Source organism: Cyclobacterium xiamenense, from assembly GCF_042140265.1.
Lineage (GTDB): Bacteria > Bacteroidota > Bacteroidia > Cytophagales > Cyclobacteriaceae > Cyclobacterium > Cyclobacterium xiamenense_A.
In genome coordinates, this window is the sequence record NZ_CP159481.1 from 2,048,222 (window position 1) to 2,070,177 (window position 21,956).

Sequence of the window (21,956 nt, forward strand, 5' to 3'; positions counted from 1 at the left end):
TATGGACGTAGATTTTTTACTCATTGGCCAGGGATTGGCAGGCAGCATTCTGGCGTATCGCCTGCACCGGGCCGGAGCAAAGGTGCAGGTACTCGATGATGGTAACCCGAACAGCAGCAGCAAGGTAGCTGCCGGTCTGTACAACCCGATAACCGGGCGTAAAATGGTAAAAACCTGGTTGGCCGACGCCCTTTTTCCGGAAATTGAGCCGTTTTACGCGGAATTGGAACAGGCATTGGGGCAGCGCTTTTTGTACCCCACGGGTATATATCGACCCTTCGTTTCCTACGAGGAACAAAACGAGTGGATCGCCAAAAGCGCTGATCCGCAATACGATCGATACATTGAAAAGGTGCTTTCTTCTTCCGCTTTCCCTGGTGTCAACGATGCTTACGGTGGCTTGTTGCTAAAATCCTCCGGGTACCTGGCGATTAAACCCCTGTTGCAGTCCTTTAAGGTCTGGGCGCTGGACCGGGAAATGCTGATGCAGCACCGCTTTCAGGCGAATAGGTTGCGCCGCGATCAGCGGGGGTATTGGACGTATGGGCACATTGTAGCCCGAAATCTGGTTTTCTGTAACGGGGTAGCAGCAGGAAAAAACCCCTTCTTTGAATGGGTACCCTTTACCCCGGTCAAGGGCGAAATTTTGACTGTCAAACAGGATTTTAGCGCCGCAGAGATCATCAATAGAGGTGTTTTTCGAATCGATATGGGCGAAGGACTGGGTAAGGTAGGGTCTACCTACAATAACCGGGAGCTGGATTTAAAACCCTCCGCCGCGGGAAAGAAGGAGTTGCTGGACAAGCTACACCAACTTATTCCCGCTGAGGCACAGGAAATCGTCGACCATCAGGTAGGCATTCGCCCGGCCATGCGAGACAGAAGACCGGTGCTCGGACAACACCCGGCGGAAAAAAACGTTTACTTGTTCGGTGGGTTGGGTGCAAAGGGCGTTTCACTTGCGCCTTTTTTCAGCCAGCAAATGAGCGATTTTTTAATTTCAGGTAAGGAACCTCAAAAAGAAGTGAACATAAATCGTTTTTTTAAGTATATTTAAGATATTGGCAAATATTAGGAAAGCAAGTAAATGAGACTTAAAAATCTAGCACTTATTTGGGTACTGGTTTTTTGTAGCCAAGGCAGTTTGCTCATGGCGCAATTCGATCAGGAAAGGTTTGGCAACAACAGGATACAGCACACAGACAAAGACTGGTATTTTTTCGCTTCCAATAATTTTGAGGTATACTACTACGATGGGGGACAGGCCAATGCCCGCATGGCCATCGATTTTCTGGAAGAAGAATTTGACAAACTGACCCAGTCCATAGGCTATGTGGCCTATACCAAGCCGAAGATTTTTATATACAATTCCAATCAGGAGATGCTGGAAAGCAATCTCAACTTAAATAACAATTCCTTTACGGTAGACGGGCAGACCTTTTTTAGCAAATTACTCGCAGAGGTCGCTTATTCCGGTTCCTGGGAATCTTTCAAAAGAGAGCTACTCTACGAGACCTCAAAAATAATCATTGAGGAGATGTTGTACGGGTCCAGTATTTCGGATGCTTTCCAGGCAAATCTGGTAAACAACTTCCCGGATTGGTTTATCGACGGCGCGGCCATGTACCTCGCCCACGGCTGGAGTCGTGAAATGGATGATTTTGTCAGGCATTACCTGCGGGAAAATGAAAACCCGAAACTTTTCAAACTGCGGAACGAAGATGCGGCTCTGGTAGGACAGTCCATTTGGAATTACATCGTGGAAAAGTACGGGCGTAGGTACATCTCCAGTATTCTAAACCTAAGCAGAATCAACCGAAACGAAGAAAACAGTATTGCCAATACCCTGGGTAGAAGGTTTCGTGATTTCACCACCGAATGGGCCAATTTCTACACCGGCATCAACAAAGACGTTTTTCAAAACTTCAAAGACCTGGACGAGGACAAAGTCATTGTATCAACGCCGAAAAACAAGTACGGGGCCCTTTCCAGCCTTAGTTTTAGTCCCGATGGAAAGTACCTCGCCTATGTGCAAAACGTGGAGGGTAAATACCGGGTCAAAATCAGGGAACTCAGCAGCGGCAGGGAACGGGTCATCCTCCGGGGTGGATATGCATCCTACCAACAAGATGCCGATTACACAACCCCTGCGCTTGCCTGGAGAGACACACTGAATCTGGTAATTGGAACCTTTAAACGAGGGGTTACCACCCTGCGCATGCGGGCCATCGACGGTAGCAATCAAGACAAGCTTTTTTTGAGAAACATCACCCAGATCCTGAACCTGGATTTCTCTCCCGATGGGCGGACGATGGTCCTGTCGGCAATCAATAATGGGAAAACGGATATCTACACGCTGAACATGCGGGGACAGGGGAGAAGGCTTACCAACGATATCTTCGACAACCGCACGCCGATTTACCTGAACGATTCGACCATTATCTATGCCTCCAACAAAACCGATTTGCCGGATAGCTTGATGACGGGCGTGATTGACGTGCGCAACTTACCCGATTATTACAACCTGTTCCAGCTAAACCTGGGAGATACCATTTCCGAAAAACGCCTGACAAATCTGAATCATATCAACCTGCTTCCCAAAAAGCTCGACAACGCGACCATTCTCCATCTAAGCGAGCAGAGTGGTATTACCAACGTGATGCGTCTGGGGCTGGGCAATTCGATTTCAAGCCAGGTCTCTGCGTTTAACAAGAGCCTGGAGTCCTTTGATTATGACGTGGAAAACAACAAATGGGCCTATGCCGTGAGGGATGGAAGCCAAAGCAAATTGGTGGTGGAGACCTTTCCAAACATGGATCAATTCACCCCCAGTACTCCGCGCATTCAGCTAGAACAGGCAAAGATGCTAAACGAACGAATATCCAACCGAAGGATTCAGCGAGAAAACGAGCCGGATGCATCCGAAACCGAGCAGGAGGAAGCAACCAGCGAGGATATTCCTGAAAATGAACCGACGGCACCGGAAATGGCCGGGCCGGAACTGCTGGAAGCGGATTCCACCGCCGCCGGGGTGGACCTGGAGTCTTTGCTGCTGGGAGGGCCGGTCGAAGATACCGAAGCCGCGCAAGCGAGCGAGCCGGTCGGGACCGATTCCCTACCACAGGTAGTGGAGCCACAAACAGCCGCAATCAATATAGACCGACTTCGCTTTGAGCGGGAAGGCGGACTGGATACAGACAACTACGTTTTTGATACGATTCCCAATCTCTATGGCCAGGAGTCCGCGCAGGCATTGGAGGCCCAACCCAGCCCTGCGGAGCGGCGTAGCAATATCTTGGATGCGTTTCGGCAACAAAACATGGTAAAGCGGGTACAAGGTCCACGAAACTACATTCCTCAGTTCATCACGACCAGTCTTAATACATCGTTTGTCGTCGATCCGCTCAGAGGGTTTGGTATCAATCTCAACGGGCGGATGACCGATCTGCTCGACAATCATTCCATTCGGGGAGGGATTATGGCCGCCATGGACTTCCGATCGGGGAGTGATGTGTACTTCGAATACGAGTACCTGAAATACCGACTTGATTTCAGAGGTAGGTTTGACCGAAGGGCCATTTTGCGGGATGAAGGGGATCTGACCTTTCAGAAATACGTGCTCACCAAATCGGAAATTGGCGTTTCCTACCCACTTTCGGTGAGTACCCGCGTGAGCATTACACCCTTTGTGGCCAAAACCCAGTATTTTAATTTAAATCCGGATTCGGTATTGAGGGGTGGCGACGGACCGCAAAATCGACTGGATGTCAATTATGCGGGAGGAAGAGCCGAATTGGTGGTAGACAAAACCCGGCAATTAGGCCTGTATATGGAGCAAGGATTGAAAGGAAAGATAGGAATGGTGCATTATCAAGGGCTCAATAACGTGCAGCGCTCGTTCAGCAACGTCTTTCTGGATATCAGAAACTACCAAAAAATACATAAAAATATCACACTGGCCACACGGATTTACGCAGGTAGCTTCTTTGGAAATAATCCACAAAAATACCTGGTGGGAGGCATGGACAACTGGCTGTTTAACCAATTTCATCTACCCCCTACTAATCGACCGGAAGTCTCTCCCGTGCGAAACGAAGCCGGTGTAGAAAATTCCAACCTGCTCTTTGCGGAGTTTGTAGACCTAAGGGGCTTTGACTACGATGAAATCCGTGGGAACAACGTGATCACCTTTACCTCCGAGCTGCGGATTCCGTTGTTTTCTTACCTTTCCCGCGGTAACATTACTTCTAATTTTATCCGTAATTTTCAGCTGGTCGGCTTTTACGATGCGGGGTCGGCCTGGACCAATGCGGCCCCATGGGAGCGAATAAACGATCAAAACACAGAAGTGATCAACACGGAAGGTTCGCCTTTTGTGATCACGTTGAACAATTTTAACAACCCCTGGCTGCAGAGTTATGGGGCAGGAATCCGAACGGTGTTATTGAATTATTACGTAAAGCTGGATGCCGCCCGACCGGTTCGGAATTATTCCGTGGAGAAAACAAGGTTTTATGTAACTTTGGGATATAATTTTTAATGTAAACTCCATACCGAATGATAAAGTCCATGACAGGCTTTGGCCTGGCAGCCTTTGAAGACCAGAATTACTCTATTCAAATCGAAATAAAAACACTTAATTCGAAGTTTCTAGACCTCAGTTTTCGATCCCCACGCCAATTTTCAGACAAAGAAACGGAGGTCAAAACGCTGGTTGCATCGATCCTGGAACGGGGGAAAGTGAACATCTCGGTGGAATTTGTCTCGAAGAAGGAAGAGGAGCTACCTATCGTCATACAAGAAGACCTTTTTGAACGCTATTTTCTGAAATACTCCGAAATGGCGGCTGCCGTTGGTACCCAATCTCCCGATTTGTTTAAACTCGCCCTGCAATCTCCCAATGTGATCCTGTCCAATACCGAGAAATCCGGCAGCAAGGAAGCCTGGACAAAGCTTACCGAGGTCCTGGTGCAAGCGCTGGAGGATTGTGACCAAAGCAGGATACGGGAAGGCCGGGTATTGATGGAAAAGTTTACGGAAAACCTGAGCATTATTCAGAACAGCCTGGATCGAATAAAAGACCTGATTCCCATCCGCAAAGAACGGTTAAGGATGAAAATCAAAAACAATTTCTCGGAATGGGTCAAAGAACAGGAGTTTGATGCCAATCGCTTCGAACAGGAGTTGATTTATTACTTTGAAAAGCTGGACATTTCCGAAGAGATTGTTCGCCTGGAAGCACACCTCAAGTTATTTGCAGAGGTATTGGAATCTGGCAGGTCGGAGGGCAAGAAAATGGGCTTTGTGAGCCAGGAATTGGGCAGAGAGATCAATACCATCGGATCCAAGGCAAACGATGCGACCATTCAGCATCAGGTGATCAATATGAAGGACGAGTTGGAAAAAATCAAAGAACAAGCACTGAATATTTTGTAACGGGATGGACTGTCAATTCCCGGTTCGGAAAAAGGACAGGGTACGCAGGAGGCACCCTTTTATCGGTGGCAGGGATCATTTTCTTTCCTGTTTTTTCAGCGTTGCTGCCTGCTACTACCCCACATATTTTTCACAAGCACAGGCTTCGAAGGTGTCGCCGGTTATTTTGCGGCAAAAGCGATCAGTTCGTCCAGTGGGATCAGTTCCAGTGTTTTTTCATGGGTAGCCTCCAGGATGACCTTGGGCGCCACGCCGGCATGGTAGGCTTGCATCCAACGCGTCAGGCAAAGGCACCATTTGTCTCCGGGTTTTAATCCCGGGAAACCATACTCCGGACGGGGAGTGGTCAGGTCGTTGCCAACCGATAAGCTAAATTGCAGAAATTCCGCCGTTACGATGGCACAGACGGTGTGTGTGCCCGTATCGTCGGTTCCCGTGCGACAATACCCGTCGCGGTAAAAGCCGGTTACCGGAGCGAAGCAACAGGGCTGAAGGGGTTGTCCAAAAACATTTGTCGCCATGGATGAGGCAGTTAAAGGAAAAAGCCATAGATGTATTCGCATCTATGGCTTCGTATTAGTTGAATTACATCCGTGTGTTAGCTCAATTTGAAACGGATAGGAAGTCTCATTTTTACACGAACCGGTCGTCCTCGCTGCCTGCCAGGCTCCCAGGCCGGTGCATTCTTCACGACTCGCATCGCTTCTTCGTCACAACCTCCGCCGATACCTCTCAGGATATCCACGTCTTGTATGGAGCCATCGGTATTTACTACAAACACTACATAAACCGTACCTTCGATACCCATTCGACGTGCCTGGGTAGGATATTTAAGATTTTTAGACAGGTATTTGTTCCAACCTTCCATTCCTCCCGGAGGCGTTGGCATGTTTTCTACCACGTCAAAGATCTCGTCTGCTTTTTCTTCCACAGGAGCCTCTTCAATGACCACTTCTTTGATCACGGTCTCTTCCTGAACGTCTACATCAAAGTTTACTTCAATTTTCTCTTCGATCTCTACTTCGTCAGGAATCTCCTTGATTTCAGGCTGTTCTACCGGTGGTGGCGGTGGTGGTGGCTGCTCTGTGATCGGAATGTCTAATAATTCCTCAAAATCGTCATCGATCGATCCCAAATCCTTGAGCAGGCCATCGTCGTAAGACTTGTACTCAAAGGCGAACAGGACCAGACCAACACTGATCATGAGCCCAAGATTCAGGAACATTCCTGTCTTTTTGCTTAGATCAGCTTTTGGTGTTTTTTTGGCTTCCATGGTATAACTCCTTTTTTTATTTTGTTGTATCGTTTATTTCATTCCAAGTAACAATCATAACAAATTATTTTTATTTATACAAGAATGCTACCCCGCTTATTCAAGAAAACAAAAATAACTGTACCAATAGTTCCGCCCAGTATGTTGACCACAATGTCAAGGTAATCAAAGGACCGGCCTGGAACCAACCGCTGTACGTACTCTGTAAAGATAGCAAGAAAAATCCATAAAACTAAGTAGTTAGTAAAAATCTTTGGATTTTTTTTTGCCGGCTCGGGGAGGTTCTGGCGAATAACGCGGCTCCACAGAAAAGACATTCCGAAAAACATGCCAAAATGAATTACCTTGTCGGATCCGAAAAACCGGGGCAAATCCGGCACTCCGCTTTCCGGGCTAAACAAGGCGTAAGCCATTCCTAAGGACCAGCCAACGGCAAGTAACAGCTGTACGCGCACCGTTCTTTTACGTTATTGTCCAATTGTCTTTTCGTATTCCTCGGCTGACAAGAGCAAGGAATCATCAATTTCTCCCACTTCAATCTTGATCATCCATCCTTCTCCATACGGGTCGTCGTTGACCAGCTCCGGAGATTCTTCCAGGGATTCGTTAATTTCCAGAATTTTCCCAGAAAGGGGCATGAATAGATCAGAAACCGTTTTAACGGCTTCTACCGACCCAAAAGCCGCTCCGGCTTCGAGGCTCTCGCCTACCGTATCTACCTCGACAAAAACAATGTCACCTAACTCCCGTTGTGCGAAGTCGGTGATGCCTACGGTGGCCGTGTTACCTTCGATCTTGACCCATTCGTGGTCTTCGGTATACTTTAATTCTTTTGGGAAATTCATTGGCGGTTAGTTAATGTATCAAAATTACAATGTTTCTTCACAGGATAAAATTATTGACTTAAATTAAATGTCAATTGTCCACCAAAAGAAGTAGAACTTCTTCGGAATGCCGTGGATACTTTGGGGTCGTTGATGGTGCGATCAAAGTAAAACTGTATGTTGAGTTTTTGGTTGACCACGTAGCCGATGCTGGGTCGGAGTTGCACATTCAGGTTTCCGTTGGTTAGCGTGTTCTCTCCTTCAATTTTGCGCTGAATGGTATTTGTATCCACGATTCGTGTGGAAATTCGTACGGTCAGGTCGTTATTGAGCACTTCCTGCCTCCCCTGGATTTTGAAGGGTACTTTTACACCGGCTTTGGTATAGCCCAGGTCGAATCGAAAATCCTGGCTATTTTGCTCGGTTACCTGGGCGTTGGAAAAATTCAGGCCAATGTTTCGCTCGGTGTTGTATTCAAAGCTGATATTCATCCGGTCCTTGGTGAGTAGGTCTACGCCAATCAAAGGAGCAAATCGCTCGGAGATCACCACCTGATTTAAAATCAGGATGGGAATGTATGCCCCAAATTCATCGGTGATGCTCGGCAGGGGCAGTTCCTGAAGGCTGTTGTACAATTCCAGCCCTTGCTGATAAATCAGGGCATTGGAAAAATTACTCACCTCGTACAGAGAAGAATAGTTATGGGTCAGATTTATCGAAGAAAAGTACTCGCTTAACGCAGGTAGTCGTGCCAGTCCCCGGTAGTCTACCCGCCAGTTAGGTAGGGGGATTTTTGGGAAAGGGTTAAGCGATACCGCACCGGGGTCTTGTCCGGAATAAGCTGCCAAAAAAGCCGGTATGAGTACGTTCTGTCCGTTGATGTTGTAAGCCCCTCCCGGATTTTCGGTTTCCAGCCTGGATTGGATAATGGATCGGTAATTTTCAAAGTCCGTAAAGAGCGGAGATACATTTTGGGTATCCTGTCGTTGAAAGACGGTCCGTAACGCATTGTAGCTGATGCTGTAAGAGCCCAGGCGGTTGGGGTTGATTGAGGTGAAGTCTTCGGCACCGGGCCCGGACCTTCGGAAAATCTCCGTATAATCCCCGTTTTCCCGCTTTCGGAAGTCCAGTGTAATCCGGAAATCGGTAATGGGTTCGATCAGCGAACTGACCTGCAGGTTTTTGGACTGGTTTTGGCGAAATGCCTGCGTCAATGCGGTGCTGGCCGCCAACACCCCGCGATTGGCGAGTTCGAAGCGGATGTCGCTATCCTGGCTCCCCAAAACAAAGCCCAATCCGGGGTTCATGAAACTGCGGTCCATACCAAATAGCCCGGTATTCGGCAGGTAACCGGGCAGGAAGGTACCTTCGGTGATCTGGTACCGGAAGTTGACCTCCTTCACCATCATCAGGAACTTCAGCGCACTGGCGGTCAGGCCTTCCGTCGAGGGTTTGTCTTTCGCTTCTTCATCCCCTTCTGCCGTGGGTAAGGCCGGCCTGCCGGGGATGGTTGGCCGCTTCGGCGCATTCAGGGCATTCAGGCGCTTGTTTTTGTTGTACAGTTGTGCCAGGTCGAGCTTACCGGATACCGATCGGTCGCGGGAGTTTTGTATCACGTTACCCAGGCTGTCCCGCTGCCCGATGGCCCCCGTCAGCCAGCTATAGGTGGCTTCGTAGCGCAGGTCGGCACTGATCCAGTCCGTGATCGGGGATTTTTGCAGCGGTACGCTGTAATTGACCACCGCCTGTTGGCTATGGTTGGTCACTCTTCCCAGCCTTCGTATGTTGGCGCGTAGGGAATCCAGTTTGCTTTCCGTGTCCAGGTCTCCGGCTGGTTCGTCTACCACGGCGTTGATGCTGGAACTCAGGTCCACGGACAGGCTCTCTGTCAGGTCCCAGTTCAGGCTGTAAAAACGATTGATGTAGAAGCTTTTCTGAAACAGCGGATCCACACCTGCGGTGCTGAGTTGGTCGTTTCGGTTTTGCGTACGCATAAACCGCCGGTCCACATCCAATCGTGCGGAGAGCTGACTGGGTGCAAAATTGATGTTAAAATCACGGATCAATTGCAGGTGGTCGCTTTGCAGGAATCCCATTTTCTGAAAGGGTGTGATGACCAGGGGGTCCGGCTGGTAGGTGTAGGCGATGCTTCCCCGGTAGGTCTCAAAATTATAGCTTTCCAGCTGTATATTGCTTTGGCGGACGGATCCGTAGGCGTAGGAAAAGGAGAAATTTTCCAGGTCATAAAGTCGGTTGGTTTCCTTGTCCGGATTACGGATTTTCCGCACGTTGTTGAGGCTGAAATTGTTTCGTTTGGATTGGTCCAACACCAGGTTCCGATAGGCTTCCCGTTCCCCGTCGCTGCTGAACTTTTGCAGGGCGATCTCGAAAGGCACATCCGGATTCAGCGGATCAAATTCCGGTTTGGTGGTGGAATTCTCCACACTGACATACAGGGGTATGCTCAGCCCCAATCCCTTGGGTAGAATTTTGTCCACATTGACATTGGCGGAAATATCGTATTGGGTGGTGGATTCGCGGGCTCGTTCGGAAAGTCTGGTTTCCAAACCGCCGAAACCAAAGGTATTGTGCCGGATGGAGGAGGAAACGGTGGCCACATCCGCAATTTGAGCGTTGAGCCGGGCATTGGCTGCCCATCCGGAGGACTTGTTGAAATCCGTCGCCCGCAGTTCGTTGGCCCAGATGCATACCGATTTACTGGCTCCGCCGGTGGTTCCGGGGTTGCGGACGCCGATCATCATTCCTTGAATGAAGTTCAATTCCGGGCGGCCCACCACCGTTACACGGTATTGCCGGACCTGCACGGAGTAGGGGATGTTTTGGGGTCGCTGGTTGTTGTCCCGCTCTGCTTTTACGCCAACGATTTCGTCGATGGCCACATCGATTTCGTTTTCCAGCGGCCAGATTTGCCGGGGATCCCGGGTGCCCGCCGGCGTGATCTGTAGGGGAACCTCGATTTCGTAGTAGTTGTCCGTGTAGTCCGTTCCCAGGCGAAGAAAAGCAGTTAACTCTCCGTTGACGGCATCCCGGCTATCGGCATGCAAAAACATTTTTAACCGGCCGTATTGCACCAGGTCCTGGCTGACATTTTTAAATACGGCCCGGGAGTCCCTGCTCTGTAGGTTCTCCACGCACAGCCGCAACGACTGTTCGTTCAATTGGCGCTCGATCGTCGAGGTATTGTCCCGGTCCCGGAAGATGCCCGGAGGTAATACATACGGACTTTGGTCTTCTCCTCCCTGTCCATTTTCTTCGATGTTCACCACGCCCACCGTAAAGTTGGAATTGTCGGGCTCGGGGATTTCTGAAAATCCTTTTTCGAAGAGGGACTCCTGAAATATTCGCCATTGGCTACCTACCAGCCGGAAATGGCCCATGCGCAAGACCACGGGTTGCTGAAAGTCGGTCAGGTAGGTACGCATGAACCGGATGGATTTAAAGCCAGAGATATTGCCTATGGTGGCATCGGGCTGCCGCACCGGAATGCGGAAGAGGTACCAGTTGACCTCTTCTCCGTTTTCAATGTGGGTAACCTGATCGACGATGTTGTTTTCGCCTATTTCCAATCCCCCGGGGCGCAGGTCCACTTCGTACTCGTAGTAGCTCTCTACCTCGTTTAGGGTATTATCGTTGTTTAGGTCTTCGTTGTCGGGCACGTTGGAACCGGAGGGGGTGTAGGGCAGGTTGGTATTGGCGGTGATGGGAGTATTTCCTTCCAGTCCGTTAAATCTTTTGTAGCGTTCCAGGATTTTTACGTCGTTTTGGTCAAACTCGGGATCCAGGTAATAGTGAAAATCATCGGCCGAAGGATCCTCCAGGATCTGATCCAGGGCTTGCGGGGTTACGTTCAGTCGGTCGAGGAAACGATCCCGATAGAATTCGATTTCATCTTCGCTGCTTAGCCCGTTTAGCCCCACGTCTTGATTTTCCCGTGCTTCCGGTGAATTATCAAAGGCAGGCGTCAGAAACTGTTGGTTGGTCACCCGTCCCCACTCGTTCACGGCGGTCCCTGCCTCCGATCCATCCGCCGGAAGGCCGTTTTCGAAAGCATGCCTGCCGTCCACGACCACGTCCTCCGAAATTTCCCCCAGATTAAAGACCAATTTACCGCCAGTGGTATTGTTTTCGTTGAAAATGCCGTCCAATACGCGTCCGTTTGGCCCTGTAATGAAAGGGTCCATCAGCCAGAATTCGATGTATTCGATATTGGTCCGGTCAAAATCCACTTCCGAGGTAATGGCCCGGGTGACTCCTCCGTAGTTTTCCCGGGGATTCGGTAACAAGCCCGAAGCGTCCAGCGACGGGTTAAAATTATACATGCCCCGCTCGTGTGGGAAATAGGCCATTTCGAACAAGGGTTCCGGTGTGATCAACACGTCCCGGTTTCGGCCCCTAAAAATCTCCTGGGGCAGTACGCGTCGCACGTAGTGATTTCTTCGGTCGTCGTTGGTAATGTTTGGTGGCACGCCCCTTCCAGCCGGACGGTAAAATACGTTGTCGATGGAGTACCAGGCCAGTCGGGCCCGTTTGTAGGCGTTTCCCAGCCGGTCTTCCGTAAGCGGACTTTCGTCAAATTGATTGTCTTCGGTGTTGGGAGTGGCGGCCAGTTTCCAGTTCTGCGGAGAGGAACCCAGATTGAACGGGATGATGGCCGTTTCGAAATCATCGATGTAGGAGGCACCCTCTCCGTCCACCTGGTTGGAGGTACCCGGGATGAGATGGGCAAATTCCCCGCTGAATTGAATCAATGAAGGTTCTTTGGTTTCGGTGAAGGGCAGGGCATCGGCCAGTTTGGTCAGGAACAGGGATTCTTCGTCGTAATTCACGTCCAGGCCCCAGAGCGAATTCCGCAAGGTTTCGTTGCCGGTGGCAATGCGGGAGATATTGGGGCGTTCGTTGAGGTAAAGGAAGGTACCGCCGATAGTGAAGTTTTCATTAACGAGGTAGTCCAGGCGGGTACCAAGCAGGCTCCGGGTCTGAAAAGAGACCAAATCGGCTTTTTCAAAACTGACACTGATACGTTTGCCGGATTGTAAAATTCCTTCGTTGATAATGACTACCCGACCGATATTGTAATCCACGGTATAATCCACTCCCTCCGTCAGGGGGATGTTGCCTGCGGTAACCAGAACGGAACCTTCGCTGATGTTCAGGCCCGGAAGCATGATCTCCGACGCTGAACCCGAGGTGAAACTTCCTTTCAGAAAGTACTTGTTGAGTCGGGTGACCAGTTCGGCATCGGCCAGTGTGGTGCGGTATAGGGTGTCGTAGACGAATTTATCCACCAGGTTGACTTCGGAGGGAAGGAAATAGTCTTCCAGGGTCTCACCGAAGGGTTCCAGTACGGGAAAAATAACCAGGCCTTGCTCGGGTCGAACGGTCAGTCCCTGTACAAAGTCAAAATTACCGTCCGGTTGGGGGTCGTTTTGGGGGTTGAGGTTATCCAGTTTGAGCAGGCGTATCAGCGGGATATCCTTTACATTTTGCCCTTCGAGCAAGCTGGGGTTATCCAGGCCGGTACGGTCGTCCCGGTAGATTACCTGCAATTGAAAGCCCTCTTTCTGAATTTGATTGGCGTTCAGGTTGTAGATGTTTTTCATCATCAGGTCCCAGGTTGGGATGCGGGTATTGATCCGTGCCGGGCGCAGCATTTTCATAAAAATGACGTTGTCTTCCGGTCGGTTTTGGTAGTCTTCCGATAGCTCCCCCACTTTGTAACTTTGCCCGTTGTAGGTGTATTCGTACGACACCGCAATCACTTCGTCGTTTTGCAGTTTTCGGGACAAACTGAAATACCCCAGCTGCCGGTTAAAGGTGTATTCGTTTTCGGCCAGTTTTCGGGCCCCGTTGATTTGCTCAAATTCCACGCCTCGTTCCAGGCCCAAATCGGAGCTAATGGCCGTGGCAGCCGTCTCAAAATCCCGGTATGCCGGATTGCCACGCAGGGTATTGTAGAGTTCGTTGGCATTGTTAGATGCCGGGGATTGGGGGTTCCCGCTGCCGATCCCTGGATTTTCCGGGTTGTAGATGCGCTGTCCTTCGCCCAGGTCCATGAATGCGGCAAAGTTTCGCAGGGTCTGGGTATTGTTTGCCCGGTTCATGATGTACACCTCCAGCCGGGTGATCTGTACGCCGGAAAGTACCTGGGGGAGTCCCCGGAGCCAATTTTCGTAGTTATTTCGGAAAAAGTGGCTCAGAAAAAAGTGTCGGTTTTCGTCGTATTCGGATGCACGAATTTCAAAGGGTCGGCCCTGGTTACCACCTTCGATGATGATTTCGTCCCGTCGCCCCCGCTGAGTGGAGGCGACCGTAGTCATGAAGAATTTACCAAATTGCATTTGGGTTTTGACGCCGAAAAGGTTCTGCGCTCCCTGGATGAGGCTGTTTTGCACGGGCATGCTGACGTTGCCGATCTCGATGGTTTTGAGGATATCCTCTTCAAAGCCCGCGTATTCTACCTTTAGCTGATTTTCAAAATCAAAGGAATTGTTGCTGTCAAAATTGGCCCCGATGCGTACTTTTTCCCCCAGCATCCCATTGACACTCATCTGGATTTGCTGGTTGAAGTTGAATCCGCCATTGCGCTGCTGCCGGATGGGAATGGAAGGGTTGTCGATGCGTCGGAAAATGCCGCCAAAATCCAGGTTTACGTTTCCCGTAGGTACAATGGTGATTTCGTTTCCCCCAAATATCCGGTCAAAGGTAGGACTCATGGTGATGGGAGGAATGAGCCCCCGGCCTCCCACGGCACTCTCACCATCCAGCCCACGGGAGCGGTTGCGCCAATATTCCTGGCGAATGCGCAATTCCTGCATGCGCGAATAGTCTTCGAAGTCCAGGGAATAGCCCGGATCCAGTGCTCCGGAATCCAGGTTCTGATAGATCCGGTAATTCACGGCGGTATCGACTTCCACTTCGATGCGCTGCTCCTGATAGGGAGAGAATATAAACGGTGATTTGTTTCGAAGGAAAGGATTTTGGTAGGGATACAGCGGCTGGGTGTCGAGGTCGTCCCACAATAGAAAAGAGGGCAGTTCTTTTCGTTTAGTAAGGGTGTCCATTTTTGTCGGCAGGCTATCCGGTGCCGACTCCTGAAATGCCTGAGCCTCGGATAAGCCCATACAGCACATCAGATAAAACACTCCGCGTAAAAGAATGCTGTACCGATGAAATGACTTTTTTCTCCAAAAAATATGTGAGAAAGTAAAGGCCAATGGTGCTTGGTTATGATGACGACTTTAAAGATGCTTTAATTAATGCTTCCAACGAAACATCGGGACCACTTTTTTTCAAAACAGTGAGGATATTTTTCTCCGCCTGTGCTTTCGTAAAGCCCAGGGTAATCAAGGCTTGTAACGCTTCCTGTTTTAATTTATTGCTGTTTTGAATGAAGCCCGGCACCGTTCCGTCGCCCGTAGCTATGCCTTCTTTTTTGATTTTATCTTTGAGCTCTAACACAATCCGCTGGGCGGTCTTTGCCCCGATTCCCTTCACTCGTTGAATGGTACCGTGGTCGTTATGCAAAATGGCCTGCTCCAGTTCTTCCACGCTAAGGGAAGACAAAATCATCAGTCCGGTATTGGGTCCGACTCCGTTGATCGAAATCAGTGCTAAAAATGCTTTTTTCTCCGCCGGATCCTTGAATCCATACAAGGTATGACCGTCTTCTTTGATGTGTTGGTAGGTGTGCAGGAGTATTTGCTCTTCCTCCTTCACTTTCCCAAAGGTAGTCAACGAAATTTTCACTTCGTAGCCAACCCCTTGGATATCAATGATCACATACGTAGGATCCTTGTAGGCCAGTTTTCCTTTCAGATAAGCAATCATGTGGCGGGGGTACTTTGGGCGTCCACTACAGCGATGGCCACCATGTTAACGATTTCCCGAACCGAGCTCCCCAACTGGAGCACGTGCACGGACTTATTCATGCCTAGCAGGATGGGGCCGATGGCCTCCGCATTTCCTATTTCCGACACCAGTTTGTAGGCAATGTTTCCGGAGGCCAGGTCGGGAAAAATTAAGGTATTGGCCTTGTTATTGATCAGCGCGCTGAAGGGATAATTCTCTTTTTGAATACCCTCATCGAGGGCTACATTGGCTTGCATTTCCCCTTCGATAACCAATTCCGGAAAACGGTTTTTGGCCAATAGGGTCGCCCGGGCAGTTTTGGCCGGGACATTGCCTTTTGCCGAGCCAAAATTGGAATAAGACAAGATGGCGATTTTCGGATCGATATCAAAAAACCGCACACCGTTGGCCGTCAGACCGATGATCTCTACCAATTCATCCGCGCTGGGATTTTCATTTACGGTGGTATCGGCAAAGAAAAACGGCCCTTTGTCCGAATTGATGATGTACATACCGGCGACTTTATCCACGCCTTTTTTCACACCGATGATGTGCAGGGAGGGTAAGATGGTTCGCGGGTAGTCTTTGGTCAAGCCGGAAATCAGCGCATCTGCCTCGCCCACTTCCACCATCATGGCCCCGAAATAATTCCGGTCTTTCATGAATTTGGTGGATTCGTGAAGCGTGAGGCCCTTTCGTTTCCGCTTGTCGTACAGGATTGAACCGAAATGCTTGAGTTTGGCCTTTTCCTCGTTTGGGTCGATCACCTGCACCGAATCCAATTCCAGAGAGTTGGCTTTCAGTAGCTTCTTGATTTTTTGCCGGTTGCCGAGTAAAATAGGCTCTCCGATTCCTTCGTCCCGAATAAGCTGAGCCGCTTTGAGAATCTTGGGGTTGTCCGCCTCCGCAAATACCACGCGTTTGGGGTCTTTCTTGGCCCGGGAAATGACGCGGGACATGAGGCGCTGATCGATTCCGATACGCTCCTGCAGATCCAATTCATAGGCCTCCCAGTCTTTTATGTGGGTTTTTGCCACACCAGAAGCCATGGCAGCTTTGGCCACCGCCGGCGCGATGGTGGTGATGAGCCGGGGATCCAGAGGCTTGGGGATGAGGTAGGTTTTTCCAAAAGCCAACTTGCTCTCCCCATAGGCTTTGTTTACAATATCGGGAACGGGCTCTTTTGCCAGATTCGCGATGGCATAGGCAGCTGCCAGTTTCATTTCTTCGTTGATTCCGGTGGCCCGTACATCCAGCGCTCCACGGAAGATATAGGGGAAGCCAATCACATTGTTGACCTGATTGGGGTAATCCGACCTGCCGGTGGCCATGATGATGTCCTTTCGGGCCGCCATGGCATCTTCGTAGCTGATTTCGGGAGTAGGATTTGCCAAGGCAAAGACGATGGGGTTCTCTGCCATGGACTTGATTTGCTCCTTGCTGATGATGTTGCCTGCTGAGAGTCCCAGAAACACATCCGCTCCCTCCATCGCTTCGGTAATGTGGTACAGGTCCCGATCGGTGGCAAACATTTGGTGGATTTCGTTCAGCCCGGGTCGGTCCTGCCGTATAACTCCGTCAATATCGCACATGACGAGGTTTTCCAGTTTTACGCCCAGACCTACATAAAACCGGGCGCAGGATACGGCAGCCGCACCCGCTCCATTCACCACCAACCGGATATCTTCGATTTTTTTTCCTATCATCTCCAATGCGTTGAGCAAGGCAGCACCGGAAATTATCGCCGTCCCGTGCTGATCGTCGTGCATCACGGGGATTTTCATTAATTCTTTCAGCCGTTTTTCGATAATGAAGCATTCCGGAGCTTTGATATCCTCCAGGTTAATGCCTCCAAAGGTGGGTTCAAGGGAACGAATGATGCCTATCAGGCGATCGGGATCCGTTTCGTCGATTTCCAGGTCAAATACGTCGATGCCCGCAAATTTTTTGAAAAGTACGCCCTTTCCCTCCATGACGGGTTTGGACGCTTCCGGACCAATATTTCCCAATCCCAGGACGGCTGTTCCATTTGATATGACCGCCACCAGGTTGCCCTTGGCGGTGTATTTGTATATTGCATCCGGATCTTCCTGTATGGCCTTGCAGGGTTCGGCCACACCGGGCGAGTAGGCAAGTGCCAAATCGAGCTGACTGGAAAGGGGTTTCGTCGGAACCACTTCGATCTTCCCCGGTTTTTTGAATTGGTGGTAATTTAGTGCATCCTCTTTTCTGATCTTCATGGGTGGGCTGGGAAAAATGATGGGTTCCGTCCTTACTGTTCTTCCGGGGTTGATTGAAAGGAGGTGGCGTTTAAAATGGTCTCGATCTCTCTGAGGGAAGCCCGGTGGGCTTCGTTGGGGTAATACACAAACCCTTCCAGATAGAAGATTTTGCCTTGTACCTCGTCTACCACTGTATAGGACAAAAACGACCCTCCCATGGATAAATTATTGGTTTTCCAGGCTCCGCGCATTTCCATGACATATTTTCCATCGATCTGCAGGGTGCGAAACACCGGCGGCTCCAGTCGCTCCGTTACCAAATAGGATTCTTTTTTATCCGGGTCACCAAAAATATGTTCTCTGGTGATCCCGTCCCTGAGCTTGATGATATTTTCCGGAAATACCTGCTCCTCATCGGTGTAGGGTTTTTCGTAGAAAAACAAGCTGATGTCGGGCTTGTCCGGACGGGGTGTAGGTTGCCGGTACCAAAGAAAATTGTCAGCTTCCCTGACAAATTGGTAAGAGGCAGGCAGTTGCAGGGTGAATCCAAATTTCTCCGCCGATTTCACTGCTGCCTCGCCGTTCGTTCGATTGAATAAGGCTTTTGCCAGCCGGTCGCGCTCTTTGCCGACAAACAGGTTTTGCAATTGGGTTTTGTTTTCCCGCAGGTTTCGGACCAGTTCCTGTTCGTTCTCCCCAAATAGATACAGGACCTCCTGGCCAATGGCAAATTCATCCTTGCTTCGTAACATAAATAGCGACGAATCTTCCTGGGCCATCTCTTTGGATTCTGCGGTAAACTGGCTGCTGATGACGCGGCTGGCGGGATTGGTATCGTCGAAGGTCGTGACGTACACCATGTTATTTGCCATTTTCAGGATTCGCGTAAGTTTGCGGGGGTCTACCTTTCGTACGTAAAACAGCGATTCTTCCCGGATAATCCCCGGAATGTTTGCCTCAAAAATGTCCTTCAATGCGTCTCCTACGGGTCCGGCATATTTCGTCGAATCAATTACCAGCAAAATTTCGCCGAGGGAACCCCGGGCCTTGGGCTTGTTGCTGGAAGATCCGCTTCCCCCCTCGTCGCATCCGGTAAGGAATGCGAGCACAAGCAGCATATGCACAAACGATCTGATAGATGTATCCATTGGTTGTTTTTTTACCTATGCCGAAATTAGGAAAATTTGCCCAATGGAAAAAATAAAATTAAAAATATAGTTATTATACTATCCAATAATTAATTTTTGTCCGGGCTTGATTTGGTTGGAGTTGAGGTTATTCAGCTTTTTAAGCTGGTCAATGGTCACTCCCTGTAGTTTTCGGGAAATCAGCCAAAGGGAATCGCCGGGTTGTACGGTGTACATTTTTCCGGAACTCGTTTCCGAAACGGCGGGTTGCTGGGAGGAAGCAAGGCTTTTCTCGAAGGTATCCCGGTCCTGGTAAATGTGTAGTACCTGCCCGATACGTATGGTATTGGAATACAGGTTGTTCCAGGATTTTAATTGGCTTACCGATACCCCGTACTGCTGGGCTATTTTCCCCAATACGTCTCCACTCCGAACCCTGTAGGTGAGATTATGCAAGGGTTTCTCGGGTTCTTCCGGAAGGGAGGCCAGGTACCGTTCCTTTTCCACCTGCAGGGAATCCACCAACCAGGGTTGGTTTTCCGTAATAAAGGCAAGTTTGTGGCGGGGTACATTGATGGTTCGGTCTTTGTTGAAATCAGGTACCTCGGCCCGCAGCAGGGAGGGGTTCAGGTATTCCAGATCCTCCAGGCAAAGATCGGCATGTTTGGCCAGGTCTTGCAGCGTAAATCCGGCTCCCAGGCTCACTTTGTCAAAATCCATGGCATAGGCCGGTTCTTCCAGTATCAGGTTATGTTCCTCGGCATGCCGCAGTACGTACATGATGGCCTGAAATTGGGGGATGTAACTCCGGGTCTCTCTGGGTAGGTACCGGTAAATGCCCCAAAAGGTTCTTTTCCCGCCGGACCTGCGGATGGCCCTGTTGACGTTTCCGGGGCCACAATTGTACGCGGCCAAGGCCAGTTCCCAATTGTTGTACCTTCGGTTCAATACTTTCAGGTAGCGTAGCGCTGTATCGGTAGACTTTTCCGGATCCATCCGATCGTCTACGTGACTGTTGACATACAGTTGGTATTCCCTGCCGGTGGCTGGCATGAATTGCCAGAGTCCAATGGCCCCAACTCGGGACCGTGCTTTGGGATTCAGTCCGGATTCAATGATGGCCAGGTATTTAATATCGGCGGGCATGTCGTGTTTTTCCAGGGCTTCGTCAAAAAGCGGAAAAAACATGTCCTGTCTGGCCAGCACCATGCGTGTATAGTCCCTGTTTCGGACGGTAAAATAGTTAATGAAAGCAAAGATGGTTTCGTTCAGCTCGAAGGGCATGTCGGTTTCCATGGCCGCGACACGCTTTTCCACCTCCTCGTAGGTAAAGTCAGGGATGTGTTCGTAATCGTAAAATGGAGCGATCGTTTCCGTCTCTCCTGTCTCGATTGCCAATGAATTGATCGGTTCCTGGGCGATTGCTGCGGGAAAAAACAAGCTCCCGGCCAGCACGCTTCTACACACGTTTTTGAAAAATCCTTCCCTCATATCAGTCGTATAGTTAATTGTTTGATGCGGCTTTCGTCAGGTAATTGGCAAAGGCGTACAATTCGGCTTCCTTGAATGAATTGGCCATGATTTGAAGTCCGATGGGCAATCCCTTTTCATCCGTTCCATTGGGGATGGACAAGGCCGGAACTCCCGAAACCGAGGCCTGCACGGTAAACAGGTCTTCCAGGTACATGGCTACCGGATCGTTGGAATGCTCTCCGAATTTAAACGCCGTACTCGGCGTGGTGGGCAGCACGATGTAGTCGAATTTGGTCAATAGGTTTTCCGTAAATTCTTTGATTAACCGTCTTACCTTTTGCGCTTTCGTGAAATAAGCATCGTAATAGCTTGCGCTGAGAACAAAGGTCCCCAGCATGATTCTTCGTTTTACCTCTTCTCCGAATCCTTCCGACCGGGTCAATTTGTACATGCTTTCCAGATTGTGCGCGTTCGGCGTTCGGTATCCGTATTTAACACCATCGAATCTGGAAAGGTTCGAAACTGGCTTCGGCTGTAGTCAGGATGTAGTAGGTGGGTAGGACGTAATCCAGCAGGGGGAAGGCTACTTCCTCTACCTGATGTCCTTCGTCTGCCAGTTTTTTGAGCACCTGAAGGGTGTGCGCTTTTATTTCCGGCTGCAATGCATCGGAATGGACCGTTTCCTTCAGGTAGGCAATTTTGGCAGGCTTATCGAAATGAAGCAGGTTGCTGTATGCCGGCACATCTTTTCTGGAGGCAGTACTGTCGTAATCGTCCGAACCGGCCATGGTTTCCAGCACCAGGGCATTGTCTTTTATGTTTTTAGAAAAAACGCCAATGGTGTCAAAGGAAGACGCGTAGGCAATGAGTCCATAGCGGGAGACCCGGGAGTAGGTGGGCTTGATGCCGATTACTCCCGTAAACGCGGCCGGCTGACGCACGGAACCTCCGGTATCGGTTCCCAGGGATACCGTGCAGAGATTGGCCTGAACGGCTACTGCCGAACCACCCGAAGAGCCTCCGGGAACCCGGTTTTCATCCAGGGCGTTTTTCACGGGACCATGCACGGAATTCTCGTTGGAGGAACCCATTCCGAATTCATCGCAATTCAATCTGCCGATGATGATGGCATCCTGATCGATCAATCGTTGGATAGCGGTGGCGGTAAACTGGGATTCGAAACCTTCCAGGATCTTACTGGAAGCATTGGACGTATGTCCTTGGTAACAGAGTACATCTTTGATGCCCACCACCATACCGGCCAGTTTGCCGGCCTTTCCGGCAGCAATTTTGTCATCTATGGCCGCCGCCTGCTCCAAAGCCGAAGGGCCATAAACTTCAACGAAGGCGTTTAAATGCGCCTTCGTCTCAATGTTGTTTAGGTAATAAGTTACGATCGCCTTACAATCCGTTTCCTTTTTTTCCAGCGATTTTTTTATCTCATCGAATGAAAGAAATTTTTCCAACGTGTTATTTTTTTGCTTTTTTGTTGTCGTCCTTCAATCCTTCCTCCAGATCATCCTGAATCTCTTTGGTCGCGTCTTTGAATTCGCGAATCCCCCTGCCAAGACCTCTCGCCAACTCAGGGATTCTTTTTGCTCCAAAAAGAAGAATGACTACCAGAACGATGATCACCAGTGATCCCCCTCCGATATTTTGTATAAAACCCAATGTACTCATGTTTTGCTTATTTTGATTATGAAATTGTTACAAATATATCACTGTGCTTTTC

The 21,956-nt window shown here is 49.8% G+C and carries 13 protein-coding genes and 1 pseudogene; 3 read left to right on the forward strand and 11 right to left on the reverse strand.

What is annotated here, in order from left to right; genetic code table 11:
- The first annotated feature begins 1 nt into the window (after nucleotide 1).
- The 3 genes from ABWH99_RS08700 to ABWH99_RS08710 are packed head-to-tail and all read left to right on the forward strand — an operon-like array spanning nucleotide 2 to nucleotide 5,436.
- Nucleotides 2-1,057 (forward strand): NAD(P)/FAD-dependent oxidoreductase, encoded by a 1,056-nt coding sequence (locus ABWH99_RS08700; RefSeq protein ID WP_375585894.1) that lies wholly within the window; start codon nucleotides 2-4, stop codon nucleotides 1,055-1,057.
- Between the two features lie 30 nt (nucleotides 1,058-1,087).
- Nucleotides 1,088-4,540, forward strand: coding sequence for a biopolymer transporter Tol (locus ABWH99_RS08705; RefSeq protein WP_375585895.1), 3,453 nt, complete (start codon nucleotides 1,088-1,090; stop codon nucleotides 4,538-4,540).
- A 17-nt stretch (nucleotides 4,541-4,557) separates the two neighbouring features.
- Nucleotides 4,558-5,436: a YicC/YloC family endoribonuclease gene (locus ABWH99_RS08710; RefSeq protein ID WP_375585896.1), complete on the forward strand. Its 879-nt coding sequence runs from the start codon at nucleotides 4,558-4,560 to the stop codon at nucleotides 5,434-5,436.
- 161 nt (nucleotides 5,437-5,597) lie between these two features.
- Here the strand turns inward: ABWH99_RS08710 and ABWH99_RS08715 are convergent, their stop codons facing one another.
- From ABWH99_RS08715 to ABWH99_RS08765, 11 genes and pseudogenes are all read right to left on the reverse strand, one after another.
- Nucleotides 5,598-5,957, reverse strand: a complete 360-nt coding sequence (locus ABWH99_RS08715; protein ID WP_375585897.1) for a DUF2237 family protein — start codon at nucleotides 5,955-5,957, stop codon at nucleotides 5,598-5,600.
- A gap of 77 nt (nucleotides 5,958-6,034) precedes the next feature.
- Nucleotides 6,035-6,709 (reverse strand): energy transducer TonB, encoded by a 675-nt coding sequence (locus tag ABWH99_RS08720; protein WP_375585898.1) that lies wholly within the window; start codon nucleotides 6,707-6,709, stop codon nucleotides 6,035-6,037.
- Nucleotides 6,710-6,783: 74 nt separating this feature from the next.
- Nucleotides 6,784-7,122: a VanZ family protein gene (locus ABWH99_RS08725; protein ID WP_375586560.1), complete on the reverse strand. Its 339-nt coding sequence runs from the start codon at nucleotides 7,120-7,122 to the stop codon at nucleotides 6,784-6,786.
- A gap of 54 nt (nucleotides 7,123-7,176) precedes the next feature.
- Nucleotides 7,177-7,554 (reverse strand): glycine cleavage system protein GcvH, encoded by a 378-nt coding sequence (gene gcvH / locus ABWH99_RS08730; RefSeq protein ID WP_375585899.1) that lies wholly within the window; start codon nucleotides 7,552-7,554, stop codon nucleotides 7,177-7,179.
- A 50-nt stretch (nucleotides 7,555-7,604) separates the two neighbouring features.
- A complete protein-coding gene (sprA, locus tag ABWH99_RS08735; protein WP_375585900.1) occupies nucleotides 7,605-14,675 on the reverse strand; it encodes a cell surface protein SprA in 7,071 nt (2,356 codons plus the stop codon).
- Between the two features lie 103 nt (nucleotides 14,676-14,778).
- Entirely contained in the window at nucleotides 14,779-15,381 is a 603-nt protein-coding gene (gene ruvA, locus ABWH99_RS08740; protein WP_375585901.1) for a Holliday junction branch migration protein RuvA, read from the reverse strand.
- Nucleotides 15,378-17,642 carry an NADP-dependent malic enzyme gene (locus tag ABWH99_RS08745; protein ID WP_375585902.1) on the reverse strand — a complete coding sequence of 755 codons (2,265 nt, stop codon included), beginning with the start codon at nucleotides 17,640-17,642 and terminating at the stop codon, nucleotides 15,378-15,380. The genes ruvA and ABWH99_RS08745 overlap by 4 nt, the downstream gene beginning before the upstream one ends.
- A 32-nt stretch (nucleotides 17,643-17,674) precedes the next feature.
- Nucleotides 17,675-18,772: a DUF4837 family protein gene (locus ABWH99_RS08750; RefSeq protein ID WP_375585903.1), complete on the reverse strand. Its 1,098-nt coding sequence runs from the start codon at nucleotides 18,770-18,772 to the stop codon at nucleotides 17,675-17,677.
- A 78-nt stretch (nucleotides 18,773-18,850) separates the two neighbouring features.
- Nucleotides 18,851-20,242, reverse strand: a complete 1,392-nt coding sequence (locus tag ABWH99_RS08755; protein WP_375585904.1) for a LysM peptidoglycan-binding domain-containing protein — start codon at nucleotides 20,240-20,242, stop codon at nucleotides 18,851-18,853.
- 13 nt (nucleotides 20,243-20,255) lie between these two features.
- Nucleotides 20,256-21,690 (reverse strand): annotated as a pseudogene (gatA, locus tag ABWH99_RS08760) (Asp-tRNA(Asn)/Glu-tRNA(Gln) amidotransferase subunit GatA).
- Nucleotides 21,691-21,694: 4 nt separating this feature from the next.
- On the reverse strand, nucleotides 21,695-21,904 hold the full coding sequence (locus ABWH99_RS08765; protein WP_092176689.1) for a twin-arginine translocase TatA/TatE family subunit: 210 nt from the start codon (nucleotides 21,902-21,904) through the stop codon (nucleotides 21,695-21,697).
- Nucleotides 21,905-21,956: the final 52 nt, after the last annotated feature.